The sequence below is a fragment of the Pontixanthobacter rizhaonensis genome, assembly GCF_012972675.1.
GTDB classification, from domain to species: Bacteria; Pseudomonadota; Alphaproteobacteria; order Sphingomonadales; family Sphingomonadaceae; genus Pontixanthobacter; species Pontixanthobacter rizhaonensis.
In genome coordinates, this window is the sequence record NZ_JABCRE010000003.1 from 15,823 (window position 1) to 39,998 (window position 24,176).

Genomic DNA, 24,176 nt, shown 5'->3' on the forward strand with positions numbered 1-24,176 from the left:
GCCTTAAAGGCCAAGAACCATTTTCGTGATAATGTTGCGCTGAATTTCGTTTGACCCGCCATAAATGGAGGTCTTGCGCATATTGAAATAGGTCGAAGCCGAATGTTGCGCATATTCCGGACCAATCGGATACTCGTTCGATCCCAGATCGGACATGCCATTGTAATATGGCGTGCCATAATGACCAACAGCTTCCAGGGTAAGTTCCGTCAGGCGTTGCTGAATCTCGGTACCCTTAATCTTCAGGATCGAGCTTTCCGGGCCAGGGCCCTTACCGGCTTGCTCGCCCGCAAGCGTGCGCAATTCGGTGATTTCCAGAGCCGCAAGATCAATTTCAAGCTGGCTCACTTTACGGGCGAAATCAAAGTCGCTCATCAACGGTTCGCCGTCCAGTTGTTCGGACTTTGCAATGTCACGCAATTGCTCAACACCGCGCTTCGACCGCGCGACACCGGCAATACCGCTGCGTTCATGCGCCAACAGGAACTTGGCATATGTCCAGCCCATATTCTCTTGGCCGACAAGGTTTTCTACCGGCACGCGAACATCGGTAAGCCACGTTTCGTTGACCTCGTAGCCACCATCAATCAGCTTGATCGGGCGCACTTCGATACCCGGTGTTTTCATATCCACCAGAATGAAACTGATACCTTCCTGCGGCTTCGCAGCATCGGGATCAGTGCGGCACAGGAAGAAACCCCAATCAGCATGCTGGGCCAAGGTGGTCCAAGTCTTCTGGCCATTAATTACGTAATGATCGCCATCACGCACCGCGGTGGTTTGCAGGGATGCAAGATCAGACCCGGCGCCGGGCTCACTATAGCCCTGGCACCACCATACATCTCCGCTGCAGATGCCCGGCAAATGCTGGGCCTTCTGTTCTTCGTTTCCGAAAGTATAGATAACAGGACCGACCATCGAAACACCGAATGGCAACGGCATAATTGCGTTCACCCGGGCGTTCTCTTCAGACCAGATATAGCGCTGCGTCGGGGTCCAACCCGTGCCGCCATACTCGGTCGGCCATGCCGGTGTAGACCAGCCTTTTTCACCCAACACCTTATGCCATGCAACCATGTCTTCCGGCGAAAGATCATCACGCAACCCGTCGGCAGAAAGGTGTTTCGGGTAATTTTCCGCAATAAAACTACGAACCTCTTCGCGAAACGCCACTTCGTCGGCACTGAACTCCAGATTCATCGGTCTCTTCCCTTCGATCTATATTCTCTTGCTCTTACACTCCTGACATCAACAAAAAAGAGGCCAATTTGTGCCAGATAAAGCAAGTTTTTCTCGGTTAGGCCTCATTACATGCGAACAAACGCTACGGCACGCAGCCTTTCCGGAGGGGATGCGGATAACCGCCCGCTCACAAAAAAATTTGCCGCATCCAGCAATTAAGACCGAGAAGCTGTATCCTAGCGGTTGATTCCGCAATTGGCACGATCTCTCTAAAACTGAAACAGCTTGGGATCTGCACCGGTTATGACTAGAAGCCTGACCAAATGCGCGGCGGGTGGGACGACTTGGCCGCACAATCCAAGCCCGGCGTAACGATCTTTGGTAACGCCGCTTCAGTCAAGGATACCGCCATGAGCAGACCTCTCTTCAGCCCGTTCAAGATCAAATCGCTGGAGCTTCCAAACCGGATCGCCATGGCCCCCATGACCCGCAGCTTTTCACCTGGCGGCGTACCGGGTTCAGATGTGGCCGACTATTACGCACGGCGCGCGGCGGGCGGCGTTGGTCTGATCATTACAGAAGGCACCACAGTGGATAGAGGCGGCGCCTCTAACGACGAGAAGGTACCCAATTTTCACGAGGCGGAAGCTCTTGAAGGATGGGGCAATGTGGCCAAGGCTGTTCATGCCGAAAACGGAAAGATCGCGCCGCAAATCTGGCATCAGGGGATGATGCGCAAGCCCGGCACCGGACCACACCCGGAAGCAATGTCGGATAGCCCTTCAGGCCTCACCCATACAGGCAAGCAGGTTCAAGACGCGCCCAGCGATGCCGATGTGGATGATATGGTAATGGCGTTTGCCAACGCTGCTGGCGAGGCCAAGCGTCTTGGCTTTGATTGTGTCGAGATTCACGGCGCGCATGGCTATTTGATTGATCAGTTTTTCTGGGACCGGATGAATATTCGGGACGGACGATTTGGTGGTTCTCTGCCCGAACGGGCAACATTTGCAGCCGATATCATCCGCGAAACACGCAAAGCGGTGGGCGATGATATGCCAATCATTTTGCGGTTCTCGCAATGGAAGCAGCAGGAATACACTGCACGCCTCGCCGAGACACCTGAAGAGCTTGGCGCGTTTCTCAATGTCTTCGCTGATGCCGGTGTCGATATGCTGCACTGTTCCCAGCGCCGCTATTGGGAACCTGAGTTCCCCGAGCTGGATGGCGAGAATGGGCTGAACTGCGCGGGCTGGGCCAAGAAACTGACTGGTTTGCCCACCATAACGGTTGGTTCGGTTGGCCTCTCATCCGATTTCTTTGGGGCCTTTGCAGGCGAAGGTTCCGCGGCACGTTCTCTGGATGATCTCGAAGAGCGCCTAGACCGGCAGGAGTTTGACCTAGTCGCCGTGGGCCGCGCTTTGCTCCATGATCCCGACTGGGCAGCCAAGATCCGTGACGGTCGGCACGAAGAGCTGGAAGATTATGACGGTAAGAGCCTGATGTCTCTCACCTGATACCGCCGCCCAGGCTCACGGTAAGCCTCTTAAAACAGGCTTACTGCAAACACGCGTCCCTATCGCTGCCCTAACTTACGCAAGTGGTAAGAATGGTCCCCGAACTGTGCATCGAATGCGAGCAACCGCTTGTGATAGTGCCCGATATTCAGCTCGTCGGTCAGCCCCAAACCGCCGTGAATCTGGATGGCAGATTCTCCGATGGCCAGACCCATTTTACCAAGCTGTCCTTTGAACACTGAAATATCGCGCGCCGTGATCGCACCCGAATTGGCCAAGGCTGCCGTGTAGGTCAGCGTCGCGAGCGCCTTGCTATATGCGATTTTCATATCTGCAAGGCGATGGGCGATCGATTGAAACGTCCCGATGGGTGTCCCAAATTGCTTTCGCGTCATTGCATACTCCGCAGTCAGGGAGAGCAAGGCGTCCATTGCCCCGACGGCCTCCGCCCCCTGCACGATAATCGCTTTGGCGATGATCTGTTCGAGCGCTTCGCTGGCATCGGCCAGCAGCATTGCATCGGCACCGACTGCCACCGCATCAAAGCGGATATTGGCAGCACTGCGCCCATCAATTGTTGTGTAGGCACTGACATTCAGCCCATCGGCATCTTTCCCGACAAGGAATAATGCGACCGGGCCTGCCGCGCCCATACGTGCCGCCACGACCAAAATATCTGCATCAGCCCCAGCCAAAACCAAGCGCTTTTCACCGCTGAGCACGAAGCCATCGCCGGACGGTTCAGCCACCATTTTGATAAGGCCTGGATGCGCTGTTCCGGCACCTTCTTCATAGGCAAAACCGGCTACTGCCTCACCCGAGGCAAGCTTCTCAATCCAGTCCAAATTGGCTGTATTGTCGCTGGCCGCGATGGCAGCCCCTGCCAGCATGATGGAAGACACGTAGGGTTCGACCACCAAGTGTTTGCCAAAGCTTTGAGCGAACGCCACGCAATCGCCGATAGAACCGCCTAGACCGCCTTGATCCTCGCTAAATGGCAAGGCGAGCAAGCCCAGCTCGGCAAACTGGTTCCAGACCTCGGCAGACCAAGGCGCGGCGGATGACACCAGTGCTTGTCTGGCATCGAAATCATAGTTCTTGTCCAGATAGCGCGCGACACTATCACGCAGCATCTCTTGTTCTTGAGAAAATGAGAAATCCATAAGCTCAAGCCCCTGCCATAGTGCGTGCAATAAGGTCCCGTTGGACCTCGTTAGAGCCCGCGTAGATCGTGGTCGCTCGGCTATTGAGGTATAGCGGCATCGAAATCAGGTCGAATTCGCTACCCAGTGGTTCGACATTGGAACCAACCCGCAAGGCTTCCAATTGGCGGGCCAATCCGCCCACGCCAGATACCTGGTTCATGATCACCGAAGCGCGCTGGACCAGCTCGGAATTGATGGTTTTATTCATTGACGGGAATGACGGATCGCGGGCGATAGAGTGGCCGCTAATCGCCAATTTTTCAAAATGGGCGAGCGAGGCAACATCCGCCTCCAACTCCCCTATATCGCGCTGGAAAACGGGATCATCCGCCAACACCCCACCGAAAGGAGATGCGATTATCGCGGCCGCCTCACGCGCCCTTTCTAAATACCGCACAAGCGTTGGGCTAGCCGCCGATCCGCCTCCGCGTTCATGCTTGAGCAAATGCTTGGCAACGCTCCAACCATCATTTTCCTCACCGACCCGGCCCGATTGCGGCACCCGGACATTATCGAAGAAAACCTCACATTGTTCGGGAAAGCCGTCCAGCCCGACGATAGGCCGGATTTCCATTCCCGGATAATCCACACGGTCGAGCAGCAGGAACGTGATCCCTTGTTGCTTTTTGCCCTCCGTACTGGTGCGGACCAGCATAAACATCCGGTTTGCATGGTGGGCATAGGTCGTCCAAATCTTGGAACCGTTGATAATATAATCATCACCATCTGGCTCAGCCCGGCAGCTCAGCGATGCCAAGTCAGAACCCGAACCCGGCTCAGAATATCCTTGCGCCCAGAAATCGTCACCATTGAGGATAGTGGGCAAGTATCGCTGCTTCTGCTCTTCTGTCCCCAAATCGATCAGCAGCGGACCGACCATGCCCAAACTTTGCGGCAATAAGGGCGGTAGATCGGCTTTGCGGTATTCCTCAGCAAAGATGAAACGTTGTTCCACACTCCAGCCTGTGCCGCCATATTCCTTTGGCCAATGGGGCGCTGCCCAGCCTTTCTCGAACAAAGTTTTGTGCCATTCCATACACTCTTGGAACGGAGCAAACACGCTGGTCGTCTTGCGGCCTGCCTCGCGAATGGCGGGTGTTGGAGCGGTGGCGAAGAAGGTCGCGACTTCCGCCCGAAACGCTTCCAACTCTGGCGAAAAATCGATATTCATATGGTGGTTCCAATCCCCAATGCACCAGCTGGCATTCCGCTGGCAACCATCTGTTCTGTCAGTTACGCAGGATACAAGCGCGTCTAGTATCCGCTGGCTTGCCCGTCTTTCCGCATTTCGGTTGCACCGGTATAAACGCCGGTATCGGGGTCTCTGGCAATGGCTTGATAGCCGCCAAACATAATCCCATTATCAACCACGCGGACATTGTGCCCCATGTCGCGCAGCGCCTCGACAGTTGAAGCCGGAATACCCGGTTCCACATTCAGAGTCCCCAGCGGATCAGCAGACGGGCCCGTCAACGCTTCTGTTGGCTGGCGCCCCCCGTCGTGGTTTATCCGTGCCGTATCGCCAGCTTCCTGAACATTCATGCCGTAATCGGCAATGTTGATCAGCACTTGGACATGGCCCTGCGGCTGCATTCCCCCGCCCATCAGACCCAGCGTCATATAGGGCTTGCCATCTTTCTTCACGAAAGCGGGAATGATGGTGTGAAACGGCCGCTTGCCGGGCGCATACGCATTGGGATGGTCCGCATCGAGGCTGAATAGCTCGCCCCGGTCCTGGAACATGAAGCCAAGTCCATCGGGCACAAGGCCGCCGCCCATACCGCGATAATTTGATTGGATCAGGCTCACCATCATCCCGTCTTTGTCGGCAACGGTCAGATATGTGGTATCTCCTGGCCCTTCGAGCTTGGGTTCGCCCGGTCCGAATTCCGGGGTCGCCTTGGCAGGGTCAATCAGCGCAAACCGTTTGCGGCCATATTCCTCTCTCAGCAGGTCCATCGGCACAGGGAAGAAATCTGTATCGGCGTAGAAGCGCGCAACATCGGCATGCGCGAGGCGCTTCGCTTCTGTGATATAATGGATCACTTCCGCGCTGCCGCGTTCCCACTGGCGCAGGTCTACATTCTTGAGAATATTGACCATTTGCAATGCTGCGAAGCCCTGTCCGTTTGGCGGCAATTCACACAGTTCAAATCCATCGCGGTATCCGACACAGGCGGGTTCCACCCATTCGCTCGAATGATCCGCAAAATCCTCCAGCGTAAAGGCCGAACCTTGCCGTTGAAGATAATCGACCATCACCCCGGCCAGATCGCCTGTATAAAACGCATCGCGGCCACCCTGCCCGATCTTTTCGAGCGTATTTGCCAAATCCGGATTTTTGAAGATCTCTCCGGCCTCGGGCGCTGTACCGTCCGCGAACCAAGTGGCCCGGGCATTGTCGAACGAGAAGTCGTAGGTTTCTTGGCGGCGAGTGTAAGCCTGCAAAGACCGGTCAAGATACATTGCAATAACCGGTGCGATGGGATGCCCTTCCCGTCCATACCGGACTGTCGGTGCAAGGATCCCGTCCATCGGCATTTTTCCGAAACGTTTGTGCATGGCGAACCACGCATCAACAGTGCCCGGGATTGTTACTGGCAAATGCCCCACCGGCGGCAGCGCTTCAGCTCCATCCAGTCTCTCCAATAATTGGTCGAGCGTTTGCCCCTTGGGTGATCGGCCAGATCCATTGATCCCATGCAGCCTATCGGTTTTCGGATCATAGATGATTGCGTAAAGATCGCCGCCAATCCCGTTGCCGGTAGGCTCCATCAGTCCCAAGGCCGCATTGGCAGCGATGGCGGCATCCACCGCGTTCCCGCCATCCTTCAAAATATCCAGCGCAATCTGCGTGGCCAACGGATGGGCAGTGGCGGCCATTCCGTGCTGGGCAATAACCGGACTGCGCGACCAGTTGGCGCCCACCGGCCTGCCGCCGGCACCTATCTGTTCTTCAACCGGCTTGGCCTCCTGCGCTGCGGCAGGTGTTGCTGCCAATGCTACAGCCGATATGGCGGCGGTGATGGTGACGCGCATGGTCATTTCCTTTAAAATTGCAGGATCAAGCTTTCTTCCCTTTGCGCATTGGAGGCAATAGAAAAAGTAGATGCCGATCCGCCAGATGATCCCGGGATTGCCGGGCTGCGGTGCTAATTGGTTCTGTTCCAGGCCCCCCATCATTTCCGGCTCCGAAACAGTATTACCGTATCACCATACGGCAGTTGCGACTGAGCAATGATGCCCGTACGGTTCAGGCTACAGCCGGTTTGGCGATGGGGAGAACAGTATGAAGGTTTGGATGATAGCGGCGGCAGTTACCGCAGGAACCTTCGGCCACGGGTTTGCTGCACACGCGCAATATGACGCGGCAATTACCCGAACCGACTTCAACATTCCGCATATCAAATCCGATAGTTGGGGCGGTGTCGGCTACGGCGTTGCTTACGCCTATGCGCAAGACAATTTCTGTATGTTGGCGGAAGAATTTGCCACTGTCGCAGGCACCCGGTCACTACACTTCGGCCCCAAAGGAACTTCCACTCTTGGATTTGGCGAACAAGACAATCTGACATCCGACCTGTTTTACCGCAGCCAGATTGATCTGCCGACACTGCGCGCCGGCTGGTCCCAGCAGCACAGCACAACCCAGGCATTGGTTGATGGATATATTGCGGGTTATAACCGCTTCCTGCGCGATACAGGCAGCGATGCCTTACCCGCAGCCTGCCGCAATGCCAGCTGGGTACGCCCGATTGATCGGGACGACATGATCCGCCTCAACCAGAAGCAAATGTTGCTGGCAAGCTCGCTGGCGCTGGCGCCCGGGATCGCTTCAGCAGCCCCTCCTGGCAGTATGCAATCCGAAGCAGTGTCCTACACCATAACACCGCATGAAGATCTAACGTTTGGAAGCAATGGCTGGGCCTTTGGCGGGGATGCTACATCGGATGGCAGCGGCCTTTTGATCGGCAATCCGCATTTCCCGTGGGAAGGACCCGCACGGTTCTGGCAGCTGCACGTAACCGGGCCAGATGATTATGACGTGATGGGTGTCGGCCTTGCCGGTACGCCAATCCCGACGCTCGGTTTCAACCGCGACGTTGCGTGGACGCATACTGTAACGGCCGCGCGCCATTTCACCATTTACGCGTTGACGCTTTCGGCTGACGATCCGACCACCTACATGGTTGATGGTGAGCCTGTGGCCATGACCAAGCAGGACATTAGCGTCCCCATGCCCGATGGCGCTCCGCCAGTTGTCCGCACGCTCTATTCGACTCAATTTGGCCCTGTGGTGACTATGCCCGGCACACCGCTGGCGTGGAATTCATCTTTGGCTTTTGCTCTGCGTGATGCGAATTCAGGCAATCAACGCGCAATAGAAACTTGGCTAAACATCGGGAAAGCCCGCAATGTCGGGGAAATCCAGACAGCCGTCAGCGACAATCTTGGTATCCCGTGGGTCAACACAATCGCGGCTGATCGCGATGGCGATGCGCTGCATGCTGATATCACGGCAGTGCCCAACGTATCTGCAGAATTTGCCAAGACATGCGGTACCCCGTTTTCCGGCTTGGTAGCGCATCTGGTGATACTACTGGACGGAACCAGAGCTGAATGCGATTGGCGCGGATCGGATCAGAATGCGACGGCCGGCTTGCTGCCCGCTTCTGAACAGGCCTCTCGCACTCGCCGCGATTACGTCACCAACAGCAATGATAGCTATTGGATCAGCAACCCTCGCACCCAGTATCAGGAACTGTCACCAATCCTTGGCAAGTTTGAAAAGCCGCTGAGCCTGCGAACGCGTTCCAATTTCATCGAAACAGAGGCTGCTTTGGCAAACGGCTTGATGGACCGCGACGCTGCAAAGGATCTGGTGTTCGGCAATAAAAGCCTCGCTGCGGATATGGTGGTAGAACACCTGCTTACGCTGTGCGCTGACCAGCAGGACATGGAGGAGGCTTGCTCCGCAATTGCTGGATGGAACCGGAAATTTGAAATCGGCAGCACCGGGGCCTTTCTGTTTGCCACCTTCTGGGAAGAAGTGCGCGAGCGGGACGGATTGTGGCAAGTTCAGTTCGATGCGGCTGATCCGGTCAATACGCCGCGCGAACTTATTACAGAGGGTGCCAAGGGAGAGGCCCTAATGGCCGCTCTATCCAAAGCTGCAACATCCGTTACCGCAGCCGGAATTGCCCTTGATGCGCCGTGGGGAGAAGTCCTGGCGGTTCGCCTGAATGATCGGCAGATTGCGCTACATGGCGGGCCCGGCGTGGCAGGCGTGCTCAACATGCAACGCGGCCGCCCGGTGGAAGGCGGATTGGTTCCGCAGCATGGCTCCAGCTACATCCAGATAGTGGGTTTCGACGAAAACGGACCGGTGGCCGACGCTATCCTGAGTTATTCGCAATCAACCGATCCGGCATCACCGCATTTTTCCGACCAGACGGAACTCTATGCGGCCAAGCGGTGGCACCGCTTGCCTTTCTCACCGCCTGAAATTGAGGCCCAGCGTAAGGGAGAAACTCTCCGTATTACAGAATGAACTGCTGCGGCTGTTGTCACATCCCTAAGATGCGTGGCCCAACATTGGCCGCGGGGATGATCACAAAATAGAGCGGTCATTCGGTCGTCACCGAAATACCGATGACCGCTACATCGCCTCGCGGATCATGGCTTCGTACTCGGCCGCTGAAACCGGACGCGGGTTTGACCGGGCCGACAAATCTTTTTGCGCATATTCAATCAGCTCGGGTATGTCGCTTTCTTCAATACCCATTTCTGCAAGGCCGGATGGCAATCCGATTGCGGCATTCATTTCAGTGATCGCAGTGGATAAATCCGCATCGGGTGCAAGCCCCATAGCCTGCCGTAGACGCACGTATTTTTCTTCACATACTGACGCGTTGAAACGAAGCACCGTTGGCAAGAAAACCGCATTCAACGTCCCGTGATGCAGATTCAATCGGCGGATACGGCCCGCAGCGTGGCTCATCGCGTGAACGGCACCCAGGCCCTTGATGAAAGCCAGCGCCCCTTCGGTAGAACACATCATCATCTGCCAACGGGCGTCGCGATCCTGGCCGTCCTTGACCGCGCGGGGCAGATATTGCCAGCCACGCCACAAACCATCCAGCGCGACACCTTCCGCAGGAGGGTTCACTGCCGGTGTCAGAAATGCTTCGATACAATGCGTAATCGCATCCATACCGGTTGCGGCAGTCATCAGTGCCGGCAATCCCATTGTCAATTCCGGGTCACAAATGGCAGCTTGCGGGATGAATAGCGGGCTGGCGAACGTCATTTTGCGGCCGTCTTCAAGAATAATCACAAACCCGACAGAAACCTCGCTGCCTGTACCGGCGGTTGTGGGAGCAGCGATAATCGGGGCAACCGACTTGATCAGCTTTGCACCGCCGGCAAGCGGATCATACTGCGCTAACGGTCCGCCACTGCCAGCGAGCAATGCCACTGCCTTGCCCAGATCCATGGAAGAACCGCCGCCAAGCGCGATCACACCATCGCATCCCTCGTCCTGATATTGCTGAAACGCAGCTTTGACAGCTTCTTCTGTTGGATTACCGGGCGTACCATCAAAAGTGGTCGTTTGAATATCCGCACCGATTGCATCGATTACGGTGCCGACCACTCCGGCAGCCACCAACCCGGCATCGGTAGCTATGAAGGCCTTGGATATTCCTGCTTTTTTTAACTCGCCACTAAGTTGTCCCAGCGCACCGAAATCGAAATGCGTCGTTGTTAGATACGTCAGTGTTGCCATGTTCAGCTACAGCCTCTCTGCTGGATAATTATGTTGTGAGAGTTGGTTTAGCTAGGTGGCAAAACTAGTCAAATGATCTGCGATCTGATTTCGATTTTCGAACGACAGGCGAAGCGCGATGCAGAAAACATCAATTGGCAGCCGATCTCTAATGTTCAGCTTGATGGAGGGCTAAAACGCTATTGAGGCGATGATGGACCTACCACCAATTTAGAGAACGAAGCTTGCGCATAGTCACCGTTCGCCTTGTCAGTTGGCCAATCCCCGGTACCGGCACACGCGGCGGCCCAGAAACTTCCATCGGCTTTTGTGCTGCATTGATTATAGAGGCCCGCTTTGAAATATAGCGAGTCCCCGCCGTAGCTATATTTGTTGTCGGCCGCGTCTACATTCCCGTTTGCATCAATATTGTCTACCAAGCTGATGGCTTGGCGAACTGTGCCGAGCCGCTCGCTTTCAAATTTCAGATACATCGTATTGCGATAGACGTTGATCGTATAACTGAAATCTTCGCCCAGCGGGATGCCCGCCTCGCCCGGGTCACTCGTCTCGGTCCAAACATTGCCCCAAACCGGATAAGCGATATCAGTCCGGTCTGGATCGTTCTTGGCCAGATTGCGTTCGTAGGTCCAGAATACCGAACCCGTTTGGTGATCCGGCAGTTTCTTATAGAATATCTTGATCGGTTCGTTTCCATATCCGAACCCCGATCTAGTGTTGTCGTATTTTACCGCGTGGATTTGTCCGACAACCGCAGAATAAGCCGGCTTGCTGCTGGGGTTGCCGGAATTTCTGGCAACATGATCCACTCTCAAAGTCGCTTCAAGCTTTCCGCCAACAGCACCGAATTTGTCAGAATCTTTGCGTGCCTCCACGGCAAAATTATTTTCCGGGCCATGCGTCTTGAAACGGGTGTTCACACCGCGAAGCATATGTCGCAATTCACTGCGGGTGTTGGACGAGTTTTTGGTAGTTTTTGCCTTGTTCGGTGCGGTAAAAACCATTCGGCCTTCAGCGTCCAGATAGAAGTAGTCTGGGTGACTATATCCCTGGATCTTGCGAACACTAACCTCGTCTACCTTACCATCACCGTTTTCATCAGCAGGCAGTGTAATCTTCCACTCGCTTAAATCGAACTTAGTGCTGGGCGCGGCGGACGTGTCATGAGCTACGCTGGGTACAGATGCAACTACGCTAGATACGATAAACGCAGCTACAATCGCCGAACAGCACTTCATATCAATTCCTCAAACAATGCAGCGGAAATTTAAGCTTAGCAGGCGACGATAACTCTGCGCTGAACGGGGCTTAGCGTTGAACCCGGCCAGACCCGTCTCCGCCCATCAGCTTCTCCGCTTCTGCAACCGTAACACGATTGAAATCGCCAAGAATTGAATGCTTGAGGCAACTTGCGGCTACGGCAAATTCCAACCCTTGCTGCTGATCTTCATAGGCATTGTAGCCATAGATGAAGGCCGAAGCGAAGCTGTCCCCTCCCCCTACACGGTCAACAATATCTGTCATTTCGTAGCGGCGGGAGAGCTTAAAGCCTCCATCACGGTGGCGAACACAGGCCGACCAGCCGTTGCGGTCTGCGCTGAAGCTTTCACGCAGCGTAATCGCAATGGCTTTCATTCCCGGATATATATCCAGGACCTTCTCCGACAAAGCTTCGTACTTAGCTGTGTCGAGCTCGCCAGATTCGATGTCTACATCGACCGAAATGCCCAATGACTTTTGGCAGTCTTCTTCATTGGCGATGCCAACATCGACATATTTGACCAACTCGCCCATCACTTCAGGCGCAGTCTTGCCATATTTCCACAATTTGCCGCGATAATTGAAATCACATGACACGGTAACGCCGGCCGCCTGCGCAGCTTTCACGCATTCAAGGCTAAGGTCGGCGGCTGACTGGCTAAGCGCCGGTGTAATACCGGTAATGTGTAGCCACTTCTTACCTTTGAAAATGGCATCCCAATCAAAATCGCCCGGCGCCGCTTCGCAGATGGATGAATGCGCCCGATCATACACGACCTTGGATGGACGCTGGTTGGCACCCGTTTCTAAGTAGTAGATTCCCACCCGGTCACCAGAGCGCCGCACATGTGATGTATCCACGCCAAACCGCCGCAATTCGCGGATGGCATTTTCACCAATGTCATTGTCGGGCAGCGCAGAAATGAAGCCCGCATCAAGCCCATAATTGCTGAGTGCCACCGCAACGTTGGCCTCCCCGCCGCCAAAGGTCGCCTCAAAGGCAGGGGATTGGAAAAACCGTTCGTGGCCGGGTGTCTTGAGGCGCAACATGATCTCGCCAAAAGAAAGGAAGTCTGCCATTTTCAAATATGCTCCAATTGGAGTTCAAAACCGTTAGGAAAAGAACAAGCCGCCATTGATGTCGACATTTGTGCCGGTGATGAAGGATGCTTCATCTGAAGCGAGGTACACCGTTGCATCCGCAGTTTCTTCCGCTCTGCCTTGCCGTTTTAGCGGGGTTGCATTGGCAACATTTGCGCGGACTTCGTCTTTGGTGAACGTATCGTGGAACGACGTTGCAATCATCCCCGGACATAGCGAGTTCACTCGGATGCCTTTGGGGCCCAGATCTTTGGCAAGCGCCCGGGTAAGGGTCATCACAGCGCCCTTACTGGTGGCATACGCAATTGCGCCAGGGCCCCCGCCATCACGGCCAGCGAGTGACGCATAGTTCACGATTGAGCTACCTTCAGTCATGTGGGGAACGACCGCCTGTGCTGCCAAGAAAGCAGAAGTGACGTTCAAGCTCATCACATTCTCGAAAAACTCGGTGTCCATTTCATCGAGGCCCTTACGCGCCACGAGACCGCCGACCACATTCACCAAGTGGTGGATGACCGGACCGAATGCGTCGAGTGACGCGGCCACAACAGCGTCAACATCGGCTTTCTGGGTCATATCGCCTTTTACGATAATACCTTTGCCACCAGCTGCCTCGACTTCTGCCAGCGTTTCTTTGGCTGCATCTTCGTTGCTGTTGTAATTGATGACAACCGATGCACCTTGGCGTCCAAACGCGACCGATGTGGCGCGTCCGATATCGCGGCTACCGCCAGTAACAATAACAACTTTACCGCTAAATTTAGTCATGTGATTTCCTGTAGTTTAGATATCTGAAAAGGTTCAGCAGCTTCACGCCGCCTTTGGCTTGAGTGGTTTGATGTTGGGACAGAAGATGAAGACCGAAACAACGGTCATAATTGCCAACCCGGCGCCGACGACAAATGCAGGCGTGTAACTGTTCACCGTAATGGTCGGGATCAGGAAGTTGAGGAGAACCACCGCCAGTTTGGCGGCAGTGCCGGCATAACCCGCCAATGTCCCAACCGAATTTCCGCTATAGAAATCGCTCGGCAATGTTTGGATATTGCCGACTGCAGTTTGAAACCCGAACAAGATGGCTGCCATCAGCATAACCGCGACGAAAGGTGTCGCCGCCTGTGTCGTGAGTAGCAGGAAGATCAGCATGATGATCCCGCCAAGAGTGATCACACTCTTCCGCGTTTTGTCGACGCTCCAACCAGCTTTGATACGGTTTTGGGCGAGCAAACCGCCGAACCACGCACCAAGCATCGCACCGACATAGGGAATCCATGCATAGATGGCGATTTCTTCCACCCCAAAGCCGTAGGTTTCGTTCAAATAGAGAGGCAGCCAGCCAACAAATAACCACCAGATCGGGTCAAGGAAGAATGATGCCATGATGACACCCCAACTTTCCTTGCGCGACAGAATCTCACCCGATCCCGGCGCGTATGTCGCTACCTCGTTAGTTTCTTGATTGCGTTGTCCGGTAAGAATGAACTGGCGTTCTTCTTCCGATAGCCACGGATGCGCCTCAGGGCCGGACTTGTAGACCAATAACCACGGCACAAGCCACAGAAAGCCTAAGGCACCAATGGCAATAAATGTCGCTTGCCAGCTGTCCAAAAAGACAAACAGCACGCCGATAATCGGTGCAGAAACAATACCACCAATGGCGGCGCCAGAGTTAAATATGCCCTGAGCCAAGGCCCGCTCATTGATCGGAAACCATTCGGCATTGGCTTTGGTTGCGCCCGGCCAGTTGCCAGCTTCTGACACACCCAATAGGCCGCGGAATACCGCAAAACTGGTCAGCCCCGTCGCGACCGCATGCAGCATAGTCGCTGCCGACCATACGACGATCGACAAAACAAAACCAAGTCGCACGCCGATCCAATCAAAAATCTTGCCGAACAAGGTTTGACCGAAAGCGTATGCGAAAGTGAACACGTTCAATATGATCGCATAGTCTGTCTTGGTTAAACCAAGATCTTCGGAAATTTCAGGCCAGAGAAAGCCCAATGCGCCACGGTCAATATAGTTGATGATCGTCGCGATCGCGACGAGCCCCACAATTACGAACCGGAATTTTCCCTTCAGCATATTATGCCCCCTCGCCCAAAAAATCTTCGCGTGCCGGACTAAACGTATCGAGGATCACGCCTTCTTCCAGACAGACCGCTCCGTGCATGACATTGGAAGTTACGAAGGCACTATCGCCTGCGCCCAGCTCTTGCTCTTTACCGTCAACCGTTATGAGAAAACGGCCAGACTCGATATAGATAGACTGGCTGTGCGGGTGCGAGTGGACCGAGCCTTCTGCGCCTTTATCGAACAGCACACGGCACATCATTAAATCCGTTCCATAGCCCAGCATTTGTCTCCGGATGCCAGGTTCCAAAGCCTCTACCGGAACATCTGCACCGCGAATAAATGTGTCGCTGTCTGTGGTCTTAGCCGCACTCATTATTTGTCCCCTTCCGCGCCGATCACGGCCGCAAAGCCGGTCCAACGATATTCCGTTTCATCCACAATCACAGAGTGTGAAGCTGCATCATCCGGATTGTGAGAAATCGCCAATGTGCGGCGCGCGCCGTTCTTCATGGTGATTGTGATGATATCAGCGCCATCTACGCGGTCATGATTTACACTGGCGACCAAACTGTCGCTCAATGTCGTGCGCTCTGCGGAACCGTCAAACTTTCCGTGTGGCTCAAGCAGAGTCACAAAACTTGTCCCGCCAGCTATCCTCACGCGCTGCAACAACATTGGTTCACGGCGAAGGTTGAACGACGCATCGTTCGCTCCGCTTTCCGCCAGAATTGCTTCGGCACCCTCCTGCGGGACCCAGCGTGCTGTGTAGAACCGGTCATCGAGCAACCATGTGATGAAAGCATTGCCTGAGGATGTTGGCGCGCCTTGGGCGTCTACCCAAATATGCTGGTACCCATTATCTTTCCCCAGCACTGGGCGGGTGTCTGTAAAGGACTCCAATTCAAAACCGACACGCATGATCTGGCCCATGTAGTGCAGCGGCAAATCATACTGATGTTCACCGTCTGATGCGGCACGCAATAGATCGACAACAACTGGGTGCTCAGAACCTGGCATTTCCACAAGCGCCATGGTCCGTGTCATAGCCACATCTGCGAAAGCGGTATCGATGCTGCCAGAGCTAAGCTGAAGACCTTCGCGCTGGACGTAAGCGTCTTGCGTCGGCGCATGAGCGCTCGCCAATTCCACGTCACCGTTGAAGTTGCTTTGCTCGTCCACCACCAATGTGTTGTGGGCGATGGTCTGCTTCGCCCAACTCTCGTTTTCCGGCAGATAGCGGCCACCCTCTTTGGCTTCGATATTCAAGAACCGGGCCGCGCCGTAATCTGTGACAACTTCATACCCATTGTCGTAAAACTGCCAGCTTAGCTTATCGAAATGGCCGTGCCCCATCCCTTGTGAGCTGTTCTTTGTGACGAGCGCTTGACCGTGCATGCTCTCGCCATCAGGCGACGGCGTACGCATAATGGCGACAGCGCCTTGCTTACCCTCTGGCCCATCGCGCAGCAGCATGGACTTGAACGGGAACGGTTTTGCCTTGCCTGCCGCCAAGTCGCTTGCGACCAGCATACCGGCTTCGGACAGTACGGTGCGCCCTTGCCATTCAGCAATCGATAGCAGGCCGGGGTCACGTGTTTCGGCATATGCCACCGCGATGCCTTCATACAGCTCCGCAGTTTTCAGTCCTTTCTCTTTCAATGCATCATTGAAAGGGAAGAACTGGCCAGCATAGCTCAGTTCAATGGTGGTCCGCAGGGCCTTAAGCAAAATTCCATCACGATGTTGGAATATCTCTCTCTCCGGCTCGTTCGCGTTAATCGCGTTTGCAAACACCATAAATGGTAGCAAGGCGAAGCGCTGATAATACGGCCCTTCGGCATAATATCCATCAGGAGAAAACAGCAGCTCAGTCTGACGCAGAAACCCGGTCTCACCGGTCTTGTCAGACCCCTTCAGCGCGATATCGACCAGATGCTGATCGCCTAGCACATATCCCGTCATGCCGACCCCGGCCGTCGCCCAAGTCGCGTGATTGTGGATGAGATTGAATGTCCGCTTTGAATCCACCGACATGAAATGCGCTGCTTTGCGGAACAGTTGATTATCTATCAAATCGCGTTGTTCATCAGTGATCGTGTCACGGATGGATTCGTACGCCTGGATAGAGTGAACAAGCCACATCGCATCATTCAAAACCTGCCAGAACAACCGGCCAACATTCTGGTTGGCCCGGGCTGGATGATCACCCAGTGTCGGGTACATCTCGGCATATTCGACAAGCATATCACGAACGAAATCGCGATACTTCTCGTCCCCGGTTATGCGATACAAATCGCCTGCCAGATACATGACACGAAAGTTCAACTTATGCTGTTCGTGCGTGTAACCGCCGCCTGGATCCTTCGGCACTGGCACGATGATCCCATCCGCCATAACCTCATCGACAAGATCCCGCGACATCTCGAATTCCGAAGCAAACAGTGCCGGCATTGGACTTGGCGCTTCAACATTTTGCGCTTGAGCCACTTCCGCCGGTGCAAAGATGGAAGAGCCAGCCAGCAAAACCGCGGCATAAATAGAACGCACACTCATTGCTTAGCACCTTTAGGTATGATGTTGCCCCGCATAACGGCGCGGGGATCGCCAGAATAATTCAGCTCCTCGACGACAATCCCATCAGCGGAATCGAGCACATTATTCGAAATCACCGTGCTGGGCGCACCAACAGTATGGACGATCTTGATCGGCCCTGATGCCGCGATGCTGTTCTGATCGATCTCAGTGATTTGAGCACCGTGCAGAACCAATGCAGGCGCGTCTTTGCCGCCCACACCGCTTAGGCTCGATGATGAAAGCGTAAAGTGCGGCCCGAAGGTACTCTCATCCCGTCCGCCGCGATATATGTTGGCGATACTCTTTCCAATATTGCTGAACGCCGATCCCGTAATTGTGGTGTATTCAATGCCATACTGCCCATAATCCTCGGTTTCGGCATTCGCCTTCACCACAACCCCCGTAACGTCGTTAAAAGCGCTATTCTTGATCGTGACAGCGTCAGCGAAGGCGCTTTTTCCGATGACAATGACGTCAAAATTGCGGTTGACGGTCAAGTCAGTCACCGCAACCTGATCCAGCTCAATCACAAAATTCCCGCGAATGGGTGATGATGTAGTCCGGACGACGCTGTTACCTACATTGTCAGGAGCATCCCGGCCCGAGATCGTAAGGTTATGCAAACGAAGACTTCCGCCCTCGGCCATTTCAAACAGCGAAGGGCGCGCGAAGTTGACAACAGCACCGTTCGCCCCGGAAATCGTCAGCGGGAAATCCAGAAAGATAGTCTTATTGACGATATAATCACCGGCGGCGAGGTGCAACGTATCGCCCGATGTCGCGCGCTTTAGAGCAGCCTCAATAGTCCCCTCACCCGGCGCAACTGCAATGACTTTACCTGAACCGAAAGCCGTCTGGCCGTCCGGTTTCGGGTACCAAGCCGGGCCAGTGGCCTCACGGCTTACTGGATCTAAGTCACGCGGCACCCCGACATCGAACAATTCCGGATCCACGGGATAGAGCAGCCCGTTATCAGCGCGGGCCAGTTCAGTATTTACCGGCATCAGCGCCGCCAATGCGCTGTGGACTTTGCCTGAAAGAAGGCGGTTATCAGAGAACTCAATGCCAGAAATATCAGCATCGACTTCGATGAATGTCCCGGCACCCGAACTCGATAAGAGATTGCGGGAGAAGGTGCTATCAACTGGCGGAGCGGACCTTTCCTCGTCAGCGCCCGCTCCTAATGTTATACGCCTGCTATCCAGGATGGTATTGCGGTCAATCCTCGCGTTCGACACTTGAACGTAACGGTTGACCGGAGAATTTGGCACACCATTCATGACGGTCAATGCACTGGAAAAACCATTGCCGCGCAGACCCTCCATATAGTTGTCCCGGACGGTCTGATCACCGTTTATGACGCGAATACCACCGGTGTGATCCTTACCGCGTCCGAAGAATACGTTGCGCTCGATGATATTGCCGTCCCCGTGACGCAAGGTAAGTGCACCCCGGCTGGCATCAAACACATTGCCGCGCACAATGTTCGCCCCGGCTTTAATGGAAATAATCTCGACCTCGCCATCGGTCCGTTCAAAATAATTATTCGCAATCACCGTGTTGGAATTGAACATCGAATATTTACTGGTTCCGACACGCAAAGTCTCACCGCCATTTGACCCCAAAACCGGCCGGTGACCAAAATAGTTGTGGTCTATCCGGTGGCCGTTTTCTTGGCTTTCCGGGCTGTCGAGACGGACGGCAAAGGTCACGCCCTTATTGGTTTTGCCAGCAAGGAAGCTATGATCGAAACGGTTGTTTTTGCCGTACATTCCGACCCAGTAATCGGTTTCATAACGGTCCGGCTTACTGAAACCATCAATCACTATTTCAGTGACCCGGCTGTTATTCGCAAGGTCCGTTTTGCTGCGGCGAAACGAAATCACTTCTCCGGTCGGGCTAAAGCCATCGGTGAAGACCAACCCCTTCACGACGATAAACTCCCCGCCAATCCGCAGGTTGCTTTGGCCGGTAATTTTCACTGCACCGGGAGTTTGTGCGGTGAGATGGATCGGCGCATTCACCGTCCCCTTGGCAGACAAGACAATTTCGAAATCATCCCAAACACCATCCGCCAGCACGATGGAATCGCCTGCTTTCACCGCCTCGGCAGCAGCAAAATACTCGGCCTGGGTTTTGACAAGATATCGCTCGGCGGATGCTGGCGTGACCTGCACCAACAACAGAACGATAAACAGACCAAGTCTAGCAAACATCGAATCCAGCCCCTCTCTTATGAAAATAGAGCTATCAGCCGGCTATCAGTCAGTCAACCAATCTAACTTACCTGATCTCGATTATCGTCATACCAGTTTGCAGACCGCTTGCGCACTTAGTGTGTTGCGCCTGAAAGAAATCGCTCTCGGCTCTGCGACACACGCTCCTGAACCTCGCGCAAGGCTTCACGCTCGGTAACATCAAGCATTGATGAGATCATACGGTGGAAATGCGACCGCATCGCAGAACGCGCGCGGTCGGAATCGCGCGCCAACAAAGCGTCCAATATTTCTTGGTGCTCGGTTGAACGGGTCTTAGGGTCGTCATCGCAAATGGCTTCGTATGTGCGCTTCACTTCCGGCAACTCTTCGCGCATCCGCCAATACGCTTCGATGGTATGGACCAAGGCATTGTTACCTGACGCCAGAGCAATCGTGGCATGAAATTCCCCATCGGCCTTATTGGCGATGTCTTCATCTTCAGATTCCATTGCATCCAGCAGAGCGGATAACTTGGCCAGATCCTCATCAGAGATATGCTTTGCTGCAAGCGCCGCCGCCTCTGCCTCGACCAACGCACGCGCCTCTGTCACTTCAAACGCAGTGACATCCGGGAGCGCTCCCGGCCGTTGTGGCGGTGCTTCGCAAACGTAAACACCAGCCCCTGTCTTGATCTCAATACGGCCGATAGCCTGTAACGCTATCTCGGCTTCGCGGATTGTCACCCGGCTCACATCAAAACGGTCGGCAAGCTCCCGTTCCCCCGGCAGACGGGACCCGGGCGGAAAAACACCTTCATCAATCAACTTAGTCAGTTGTTCCGCGATTGCGTGAAACAGCCTTTGTTCTGCCATGCGTTGCCCAGCCCCATCTACTTACGTCAAATTACCCTTCACTCTACTAGCGCAGATTTGTGGCAGTTGTCACTTCCCGTACGCAGTATTGGTATGCATATCCCGACTTGCCAAACGGTATGGTGACACCCCCAAAGCATCACCATGCCGCAGAATGCCTCAGAACTTGAACCGTACGCCAGCAAAGTAACGTGGACCATAAACAAGAACTTGGCCCAGATCATCCGGCGCACCGCGGAAATCGGTACGAGGCTCGTTGAACAGATTCAGTCCCTCAATGGTGAAGGTGACATTGTCTGTGATATCTATTGATGCACGAGCCTCGAACACAGAGACGTCGTCAACGATACGAACGCGACCAGGTGTAGAAATGAACTGCTGGAAGTAGTCACTACGATGCTTGTAGACGCCTTGGAAATCAAACGGCCCTATCTCGTAGTACAACTGCGCTGACAGAACATGTTTGGAGAAACCAAACAGGTTGGCAGGCGGAATAATTCCAGGGGTCGTGGTAGTCGTTCCGTCATCATTGACAGTGGTTCTTGCACCCAGAGTATCATCTTCAAACTCAAAGTCTGAGTCTGCATAATTGTAGCTCAGCTTGAAACCAAGCCCGTCAAGCGGCGCCGGAAGATAGCTGAAGCGATGCGCTGCTGTAATCTCCAGACCGTAGATAGTGCTGGTGTCTTCGCTGACATTGGCGGTGGTCACGAGAACCGACAAATCTTGGCCATCGACCGTAAAGTTTTCGAACTGGCCGACCGTTTCAAATCCACCGTCAAAACTCTTATAGTAAGCATTGAAGGCGAGAATTGTGTCATCATTCGGATACCATTCAAGACCAACATCGACATTCCAAGAAAGCAATGGATCTGTAAACGGATTGCCCGTTGCATTTGCGGTACCGACAATCTCGCCAATGCTGGTTGCATCATCACTATCATCGGTGGATCCTGTGAATGTCCGCCCAGAACTCAAATCCGATGGATCCGGCCGTGACAGCGCGCGATAAACCGCAAACCGTCCCAGCAGATCAGGCTGGAAATCGGCCACCAGATTCAAACTTGGCAAGAACTCTGTATAGGAATTCTTAGCAGTAATCGGGACAATATTGCTGTTATCTTGAATGAGCGAAACCGTTCCGTCAGCGGCAGTTATCGAAGACAACGTACCGCGGAAGCCGTCGGAAATAACATCGGTTCCAACGACTCTCAGGCCGACGTTACCGCGTACTGGCAAATCACCCAGATCAGTATCGAAGTTGGCTTGACCATACAGCGCCCATGAACGCTCTTCGACTTCCGAATTCTGGATCGAGTCGAACTCCCCGGTCGGGAACACAACATTGCCATCGGAATCAAATTGAACGCCCTGCGGGTCTTCACGCTCAAGCACCTGAACAATACAACGCGCATCGAAAGTGGCGTAGGAGTTCGCCGTGCCGATAACGTTGCCCGCTGCATCAACGTTTGTAACCAACGGGTTGCCACCAGAAATTGAGGATAGGAACCCGCTTTCCGGGAATGCTGTTCGGCACTCCTGATTGGCGATAGCCAGAGCGCCCGTTACCGGAGTTTGATCATAGCCGGTGAATTCAAACCGTGAGAAACCTCTGGTCGCGTTTGAACCACCTGGAGTGCTTGAATAGAACAGCTGTTGATACCGCGCACCAGCCATGATGGTCGAGAAGAAACCATCCATTTCATACTCGATATCGCCCCGAAGTGCCCAGACCTCATTCACGCGGTTTTGGTCAAGATCAATGCGGAGGCGGGCATCACCAGCAAACAAATTGTGGTCCGTGACATCGAAGTTCTGAACGATGAAATTCAGACCCTCGGAGCCATTTTGAAAGATCTGCGTCAGCGTTTCTACACGGTCACGGTTGGTATCCCCATTGTCCTCGGTAACCTCCGAAAGAACCCGGTCCCCATTCGCATCAAAGGTGCCCAAAATTGATCCGACACTATCAGTCCGGAAACGAGCCTGTATCTGCTGCTCGATACGCTCCGTACGCGAGTATGACGCATCAATCGAGATCTTAAGCCGATCAGAGACTTGGGCATCTACTGACAGACCGCCGCCGTAATATTCCTCATCACGCTCAAGATATTCACTGCCAGCTTCAATGCGCGTTTCGTTAGTAAACAAACGTAGAGCACCCGAGTCCGTAGTGACCAAGATATCGCTCAGCCCCAGATCGGCGCCAATGTTATTAAGGTCGCCATCAGGCGTGATCCGGCGCCCCTCAGAGAAGTTTAGATCACTGCGCTGCTCACGAAAAAGACGCTTGGAATACTGAAAGTCGGCATTGATATCGACATCAGGCGTCGGCTTATATTGAACGGCACCAAAGAATGCGTCCCGTGTATCTTCAGTAATGTTACTCCGGAAGAGGTAGCTATTGCGTGCAATCGCGAACGGCTCTTCACCGGCGAAAATGGACCCTAATGCGTTAATGCCGCTGGTATCAGTATCACAATTATCCTCATGGATAATGCCATCATTCTCGGCATCTAGGGCAGGATTAAAAGAACACGCACGGATTGTGTTGGAAACTTGCGTTTCCTGCTCAGGGTTCGTGGTGGAGTTACGCTGATAACCGAGCGAAATACCCAGCTCGCCATCGCCAACGTTGAATTGGTCAACATAGCTTATGGTGCCGCGATAACCGAACTTCTGAAAGCGCTGATCCGCGTCAATATCCAGATTATCGGGGTTCACATTCAGCTTGAATTGCCCTTGAATTCGGCGCTTCCCGTAATCCAGAGGCTTTACCGTTTCGAGAACGATCTGACCGGCAACACCACCTTCAATATAGCTTGCGGCCTGCGTTTTGTAGATACCAACCTTGCTGAACAATTCCGATGGGAACTGGCTGAAGTTGACCGACCGGTCGCCACTGCCGTTAGTAGCGATACGGCCATTGATGACCGTCGATCCCAAGAATGGCCCGAGACCACGGATGGAGATCTCTGTCGCGCCACCTTGCTCACGGTGCGAACCGGCGCCTGTAAGTGTTTCAAGAGCTTCGCCGATCGAAAGCGCCGGAAGGTCACCAATCTCATCCGCTGACAAGGCATCAAACACCTCAACAGAATTACGCTTCTCTTCCAGCGAGTTTTGGATAGTTCCGCGAATACCGGAAACAACAATCTCATTTTCAGCAGGCTGCGCCGCGGCACCTTCGTCTCCAGCCGCGGCCTCTTGCGCCATCGCATTGGAGGCCAGTGCCAAACCCGCAACCCCCGATAACAGTGTCGATATTGCCCTGGTGGTACGAATGGATTTGGATTGTGCGGTGTTCATGACTTCTCCCCCAAAGAGATTCTGATTTCGTTATAATTACCTCATAAATGACCAATCACACTTCGCGTGTCAACCAATTGAATTGATATTTTAGT

Annotated in this window: 16 protein-coding genes; 2 read left to right on the forward strand and 14 right to left on the reverse strand. The window is 54.1% G+C overall.

The genetic code is table 11. The features are described from left to right. Nucleotides 1-3: 3 nt before the first annotated feature. A complete protein-coding gene (locus HKD42_RS07880; protein ID WP_170012239.1) occupies nucleotides 4-1,200 on the reverse strand; it encodes an acyl-CoA dehydrogenase family protein in 1,197 nt (398 codons plus the stop codon). 392 nt (nucleotides 1,201-1,592) lie between these two features. Between HKD42_RS07880 and HKD42_RS07885 the strand changes: the two genes are divergently transcribed. Further along, a complete protein-coding gene (locus tag HKD42_RS07885; protein WP_170012241.1) occupies nucleotides 1,593-2,699 on the forward strand; it encodes an NADH:flavin oxidoreductase in 1,107 nt (368 codons plus the stop codon). 59 nt (nucleotides 2,700-2,758) lie between these two features. Here HKD42_RS07885 and HKD42_RS07890 read toward each other — a convergent pair whose 3' ends face one another. The 3 genes from HKD42_RS07890 to ggt form a co-directional block, all read right to left on the reverse strand. Beyond that, on the reverse strand, nucleotides 2,759-3,862 hold the full coding sequence (locus HKD42_RS07890) for an acyl-CoA dehydrogenase family protein (RefSeq protein ID WP_170012243.1): 1,104 nt from the start codon (nucleotides 3,860-3,862) through the stop codon (nucleotides 2,759-2,761). A gap of 4 nt (nucleotides 3,863-3,866) precedes the next feature. Further along, entirely contained in the window at nucleotides 3,867-5,075 is a 1,209-nt protein-coding gene (locus tag HKD42_RS07895; RefSeq protein WP_170012245.1) for an acyl-CoA dehydrogenase family protein, read from the reverse strand. An 83-nt stretch (nucleotides 5,076-5,158) separates the two neighbouring features. Further along, entirely contained in the window at nucleotides 5,159-6,943 is a 1,785-nt protein-coding gene (gene ggt, locus HKD42_RS07900; protein ID WP_170012247.1) for a gamma-glutamyltransferase, read from the reverse strand. 250 nt (nucleotides 6,944-7,193) lie between these two features. On the opposite strand from ggt, the gene HKD42_RS07905 reads away from it, so the two are divergent. Further along, complete coding sequence (locus HKD42_RS07905) at nucleotides 7,194-9,455, forward strand: penicillin acylase family protein (protein WP_170012249.1); 2,262 nt, start codon at nucleotides 7,194-7,196, stop codon at nucleotides 9,453-9,455. 108 nt (nucleotides 9,456-9,563) lie between these two features. Here the strand turns inward: HKD42_RS07905 and HKD42_RS07910 are convergent, their stop codons facing one another. The 10 genes from HKD42_RS07910 to HKD42_RS07955 form a co-directional block, all read right to left on the reverse strand. Beyond that, nucleotides 9,564-10,691, reverse strand: a complete 1,128-nt coding sequence (locus HKD42_RS07910; RefSeq protein WP_170012251.1) for an iron-containing alcohol dehydrogenase — start codon at nucleotides 10,689-10,691, stop codon at nucleotides 9,564-9,566. 179 nt (nucleotides 10,692-10,870) lie between these two features. Then, complete coding sequence (locus tag HKD42_RS07915) at nucleotides 10,871-11,929, reverse strand: polysaccharide lyase family 7 protein (RefSeq protein WP_170012253.1); 1,059 nt, start codon at nucleotides 11,927-11,929, stop codon at nucleotides 10,871-10,873. A gap of 70 nt (nucleotides 11,930-11,999) precedes the next feature. Beyond that, nucleotides 12,000-13,031 carry a sugar kinase gene (locus HKD42_RS07920; protein ID WP_170012255.1) on the reverse strand — a complete coding sequence of 344 codons (1,032 nt, stop codon included), beginning with the start codon at nucleotides 13,029-13,031 and terminating at the stop codon, nucleotides 12,000-12,002. A gap of 33 nt (nucleotides 13,032-13,064) precedes the next feature. After that, entirely contained in the window at nucleotides 13,065-13,820 is a 756-nt protein-coding gene (locus tag HKD42_RS07925) for an SDR family NAD(P)-dependent oxidoreductase (RefSeq protein WP_170012257.1), read from the reverse strand. Nucleotides 13,821-13,862: 42 nt separating this feature from the next. Then, entirely contained in the window at nucleotides 13,863-15,137 is a 1,275-nt protein-coding gene (locus HKD42_RS07930) for an MFS transporter (protein WP_170012259.1), read from the reverse strand. Nucleotide 15,138: 1 nt separating this feature from the next. Beyond that, complete coding sequence (locus tag HKD42_RS07935; RefSeq protein ID WP_170012261.1) at nucleotides 15,139-15,501, reverse strand: cupin domain-containing protein; 363 nt, start codon at nucleotides 15,499-15,501, stop codon at nucleotides 15,139-15,141. Continuing rightward, nucleotides 15,501-17,681, reverse strand: a complete 2,181-nt coding sequence (locus HKD42_RS07940) for a heparinase II/III domain-containing protein (protein WP_170012263.1) — start codon at nucleotides 17,679-17,681, stop codon at nucleotides 15,501-15,503. Before HKD42_RS07940 ends, HKD42_RS07935 begins: the two co-directional genes overlap by 1 nt. Continuing rightward, on the reverse strand, nucleotides 17,678-19,918 hold the full coding sequence (locus tag HKD42_RS07945; RefSeq protein ID WP_170012265.1) for a polysaccharide lyase 6 family protein: 2,241 nt from the start codon (nucleotides 19,916-19,918) through the stop codon (nucleotides 17,678-17,680). The genes HKD42_RS07940 and HKD42_RS07945 overlap by 4 nt, the downstream gene beginning before the upstream one ends. Nucleotides 19,919-20,034: 116 nt before the next feature. After that, the gene (locus HKD42_RS07950) at nucleotides 20,035-20,772 is read right to left on the reverse strand and encodes a FadR/GntR family transcriptional regulator (RefSeq protein WP_170012267.1); all 738 of its coding nucleotides are present in this window, start codon (nucleotides 20,770-20,772) and stop codon (nucleotides 20,035-20,037) included. Between the two features lie 159 nt (nucleotides 20,773-20,931). Then, nucleotides 20,932-24,081, reverse strand: a complete 3,150-nt coding sequence (locus tag HKD42_RS07955; RefSeq protein ID WP_170012269.1) for a TonB-dependent receptor — start codon at nucleotides 24,079-24,081, stop codon at nucleotides 20,932-20,934. Nucleotides 24,082-24,176: the final 95 nt, after the last annotated feature.